Origin of the sequence: Arthrobacter luteolus NBRC 107841 (assembly GCF_001552075.1) — a bacterium.
GTDB lineage: Bacteria > Actinomycetota > Actinomycetes > Actinomycetales > Micrococcaceae > Arthrobacter_B > Arthrobacter_B luteolus.
The window spans coordinates 1-5,433 of the sequence record NZ_BCQM01000025.1; the positions used below are offsets into that span (position 1 = coordinate 1).

The 5,433-nt window shown below is 55.5% G+C and carries 2 rRNA genes; both read left to right on the plus strand.

The window, feature by feature from the left end:
- The first annotated feature begins 86 nt into the window (after positions 1–86).
- Positions 87–1,615, plus strand: a 16S ribosomal RNA gene (locus AL3_RS17880).
- 588 nt (positions 1,616–2,203) lie between these two features.
- Positions 2,204–5,339 (plus strand): 23S ribosomal RNA (locus tag AL3_RS17885).
- Together the 16S and 23S rRNA genes form the textbook arrangement of a ribosomal RNA operon.
- The last annotated feature ends 94 nt before the right edge of the window (positions 5,340–5,433 follow it).

Consider the following 5,433-nt stretch of genomic DNA (forward strand, 5'->3'; position numbering starts at 1 on the left):
GCGGATGGTTTTTTTAGCTGGTTTCGAATTTAGTGCAGAACTGTGCAGCCAATTTTCCTTGGCTCCGGTTTTGTGTCTGTAACACATTTACGGAGAGTTTGATCCTGGCTCAGGATGAACGCTGGCGGCGTGCTTAACACATGCAAGTCGAACGATGACTTCTGTGCTTGCACAGAATGATTAGTGGCGAACGGGTGAGTAACACGTGAGTAACCTGCCCTTAACTTCGGGATAAGCCTGGGAAACTGGGTCTAATACCGGATACGACCACCTGGCGCATGCCATGGTGGTGGAAAGCTTTATGCGGTTTTGGATGGACTCGCGGCCTATCAGCTTGTTGGTTGGGGTAATGGCCCACCAAGGCGACGACGGGTAGCCGGCCTGAGAGGGTGACCGGCCACACTGGGACTGAGACACGGCCCAGACTCCTACGGGAGGCAGCAGTGGGGAATATTGCACAATGGGCGAAAGCCTGATGCAGCGACGCCGCGTGAGGGATGACGGCCTTCGGGTTGTAAACCTCTTTCAGCAGGGAAGAAGCGAAAGTGACGGTACCTGCAGAAGAAGCGCCGGCTAACTACGTGCCAGCAGCCGCGGTAATACGTAGGGCGCAAGCGTTATCCGGAATTATTGGGCGTAAAGAGCTCGTAGGCGGTTTGTCGCGTCTGCTGTGAAAGCCCGGGGCTCAACCCCGGGTCTGCAGTGGGTACGGGCAGACTAGAGTGCAGTAGGGGAGACTGGAATTCCTGGTGTAGCGGTGAAATGCGCAGATATCAGGAGGAACACCGATGGCGAAGGCAGGTCTCTGGGCTGTAACTGACGCTGAGGAGCGAAAGCATGGGGAGCGAACAGGATTAGATACCCTGGTAGTCCATGCCGTAAACGTTGGGCACTAGGTGTGGGGGACATTCCACGTTTTCCGCGCCGTAGCTAACGCATTAAGTGCCCCGCCTGGGGAGTACGGCCGCAAGGCTAAAACTCAAAGGAATTGACGGGGGCCCGCACAAGCGGCGGAGCATGCGGATTAATTCGATGCAACGCGAAGAACCTTACCAAGGCTTGACATGAACCGGAAAGGCCTGGAAACAGGTCCCCCACTTGTGGCCGGTTTACAGGTGGTGCATGGTTGTCGTCAGCTCGTGTCGTGAGATGTTGGGTTAAGTCCCGCAACGAGCGCAACCCTCGTTCTATGTTGCCAGCGCGTTATGGCGGGGACTCATAGGAGACTGCCGGGGTCAACTCGGAGGAAGGTGGGGACGACGTCAAATCATCATGCCCCTTATGTCTTGGGCTTCACGCATGCTACAATGGCCGGTACAAAGGGTTGCGATACTGTGAGGTGGAGCTAATCCCAAAAAGCCGGTCTCAGTTCGGATTGAGGTCTGCAACTCGACCTCATGAAGTTGGAGTCGCTAGTAATCGCAGATCAGCAACGCTGCGGTGAATACGTTCCCGGGCCTTGTACACACCGCCCGTCAAGTCACGAAAGTTGGTAACACCCGAAGCCGGTGGCCTAACCCCTTGTGGGAGGGAGCCGTCGAAGGTGGGACCGGCGATTGGGACTAAGTCGTAACAAGGTAGCCGTACCGGAAGGTGCGGCTGGATCACCTCCTTTCTAAGGAGCACCTCAAGGCCCATGTCCTTCCACAGTGCTGGATGTGTGTTTTGCAGGAGATGCCCATATCGGGGACATATGTTCCCCGGTGGGTGCTCAAGGGTGGAATATCAATAAGCAGGTGCCCGGCGCTACGCCTGGCAGCCCAGTACGTTCTGTTCCTTCGGGGACGGGATTGGAACACGCTGCCGGTTTGTGGGACCGGGTTTTTCCGTTTGGCACACTGTTGGGTCCTGAGGCAACAGGACCGTATGAATGACAATTGACTGCTGGTGGCCTGATCCGTGTTGTGCGGTAAGGGTGCCGGCGGGTGGTTGGAAGGACACGGATTCGGTGTTGTTTCTGATTGTTCCTGCGCAGGTCTGAGACTGTCACGGTAAATACGTGGTGGTGGAGGGGTGTGACGGGGTTGTTGTTTGAGAACTACATAGTGGACGCGAGCATCTTAAAAATTATTAAGTGCAATTTCAGAAAAACCTGGTAGATCCGGTTGGTCTGTTGGCTTGTCCTCCTTTGAGGGGGTGGGTTGATGGGTTGGCTGGTGAGACCGTGGTTTTCTCGATAGCGATATTAATTATTGATCTTTGTGGTCAAGTTTTTAAGGGCACACGGTGGATGCCTTGGCATCAGGAGCCGAAGAAGGACGTAGGAATCTGCGATAAGCCTGGGGGAGTTGATAACCGAGCGTTGATCCCAGGATGTCCGAATGGGGAAACCCCGCCCGGCGCGCGAGTGACCGGGTGACCCGCATCTGAACACATAGGGTGCGTGGAGGGAACGCGGGGAAGTGAAACATCTCAGTACCCGCAGGAAGAGAAAACAACAGTGATTCCGTTAGTAGTGGCGAGCGAACGCGGAAGAGGCTAAACCAGTGGTGTGTGATAGCCGGCGGGCGTTGCATCACTGGGGTTGCGGGACTTTCCGTACCAGTTCTGCCGGATTGGTGAAGTGAGTGCAGGTGCATAGGTGAACTGGTTTGAAAGCCAGGCCGTAGAGGGTGTTAGCCCCGTAACCGGAATGTATGCTGCCGCTTGGAGAGGATCCCAAGTAGCACGGGGCCCGAGAAATCCCGTGCGAATCTGCCAGGACCACCTGGTAAGCCTAAATACTCCCTGATGACCGATAGCGGACAAGTACCGTGAGGGAAAGGTGAAAAGTACCCCGGGAGGGGAGTGAAATAGTACCTGAAACCGTGTGCCTACAAACCGTTGGAGCAGCCTTGTAGCTGTGACAGCGTGCCTTTTGAAGAATGAGCCTGCGAGTTAGTGTTACGTCGCGAGGTTAACCCGTGTGGGGAAGCCGTAGCGAAAGCGAGTCTGAATAGGGCGAGTGAGTGGCGTGATCTAGACCCGAAGCGGAGTGATCTACCCATGGCCAGGTTGAAGCGACGGTAAGACGTCGTGGAGGACCGAACCCACTTCAGTTGAAAATGGAGGGGATGAGCTGTGGGTAGGGGTGAAAGGCCAATCAAACTCCGTGATAGCTGGTTCTCCCCGAAATGCATTTAGGTGCAGCGTTGCGTGTTTCTTGCCGGAGGTAGAGCTACTGGATGGCCGATGGGCCCTACAAGGTTACTGACGTCAGCCAAACTCCGAATGCCGGTAAGTGAGAGCGCAGCAGTGAGACTGTGGGGGATAAGCTTCATAGTCGAGAGGGAAACAGCCCAGACCACCAACTAAGGCCCCTAAGCGTGTGCTAAGTGGGAAAGGATGTGGAGTTGCCCAGACAACCAGGAGGTTGGCTTAGAAGCAGCCACCCTTGAAAGAGTGCGTAATAGCTCACTGGTCAAGTGATTCCGCGCCGACAATGTAGCGGGGCTCAAGTACACCGCCGAAGTTGTGGATTTCAGATTTTTGGTAAGCCTTCGTGGTTCAGCCGTCTGGAGTGGTAGGGGAGCGTCGTGTGGGCAGTGAAGCTGCGGTGTAAACCAGTGGTGGAGCCTACACGAGTGAGAATGCAGGCATGAGTAGCGAAAGACGGGTGAGAAACCCGTCCGCCGAATGATCAAGGGTTCCAGGGTCAAGCTAATCTGCCCTGGGTAAGTCGGGACCTAAGGCGAGGCCGACAGGCGTAGTCGATGGACAACGGGTTGATATTCCCGTACCGGCGAAAAACCGCCCATACCAAACGGGGGATACTAACCGCCCAATACCTGACCGGCCGCCCTTGTGGCGACCCGGTTTTTGGTGGAGCGCGGGACCGTAACCCGGGAGGTAAGCGTATTAACAGGTGTGACGCAGGAAGGTAGCCGGGCCAGGCGATGGTAGTCCTGGTCTAAGGATGTAGGGTCAGTGATAGGCAAATCCGTCACTGTGTCTTTGATGACGCACCTGAGATCTGATGGGACCCCCGAACGGGGGAATCCGGTGATCCTATGCTGCCTAGAAAAGCATCGGCGCGAGGTTTTAGCCGCCCGTACCCCAAACCGACACAGGTGATCAGGTAGAGAATACTAAGGCGATCGAGAGAATTATGGTTAAGGAACTCGGCAAAATGCCCCCGTAACTTCGGGAGAAGGGGGGCCTGCCCCGTGACCGCCACTTGCTGGCGTGAGCGGGTGTGGGCCGCAGAGACCAGGGGGAAGCGACTGTTTACTAAAAACACAGGTCCGTGCGAAGTCGCAAGACGATGTATACGGACTGACTCCTGCCCGGTGCTGGAAGGTTAAGAGGACCGGTTAGCCCTTACGGGCGAAGCTGGGAATTTAAGCCCCAGTAAACGGCGGTGGTAACTATAACCATCCTAAGGTAGCGAAATTCCTTGTCGGGTAAGTTCCGACCTGCACGAATGGAGTAACGACTTCCCCGCTGTCTCAACCATAAACTCGGCGAAATTGCAGTACGAGTAAAGATGCTCGTTACGCGCAGCAGGACGGAAAGACCCCGAGACCTTTACTATAGTTTGGTATTGGTGTTCGGTGTGGCTTGTGTAGGATAGGTGGGAGACTGTGAGACCCGGACGCCAGTTCGGGTGGAGTCATCGTTGAAATACCACTCTGGTCATACTGGATATCTAACTTCGGCCCGTAATCCGGGTCAGGGACAGTGCCTGATGGGTAGTTTAACTGGGGCGGTTGCCTCCTAAAGAGTAACGGAGGCGCCCAAAGGTTCCCTCAGCCTGGTTGGCAATCAGGTGTCGAGTGTAAGTGCACAAGGGAGCTTGACTGTGAGAGAGACATCTCAAGCAGGGACGAAAGTCGGGACTAGTGATCCGGCGGTACATTGTGGAATGGCCGTCGCTCAACGGATAAAAGGTACCTCGGGGATAACAGGCTGATCTTGCCCAAGAGTCCATATCGACGGCATGGTTTGGCACCTCGATGTCGGCTCGTCGCATCCTGGGGCTGGAGTAGGTCCCAAGGGTTGGGCTGTTCGCCCATTAAAGCGGTACGCGAGCTGGGTTTAGAACGTCGTGAGACAGTTCGGTCCCTATCCGCTGCGCGCGCAGGAAATTTGAGAAGGGCTGTCCTTAGTACGAGAGGACCGGGACGGACGAACCTCTGGTGTGTCAGTTGTACTGCCAAGTGCACCGCTGATTAGCTACGTTCGGATGGGATAACCGCTGAAAGCATCTAAGCGGGAAGCCTGCTTCGAGATGAGATTTCCATACACCTTGTGTGTGAGAGGCCCCCAGCCAGACCACTGGGTTGATAGGCCGGATGTGGAAGCGGGGACTAAAGACCCGTGAAGCTGACCGGTACTAATAGGCCGATAACTTACACCACAACACACTCTGGCGGAACACGACTTCAAACGGTTCCGCAACCTATAGAGGGGTGTGATGATCATGCTGCTTGCGTCCACTATGTGGTTCCCGGA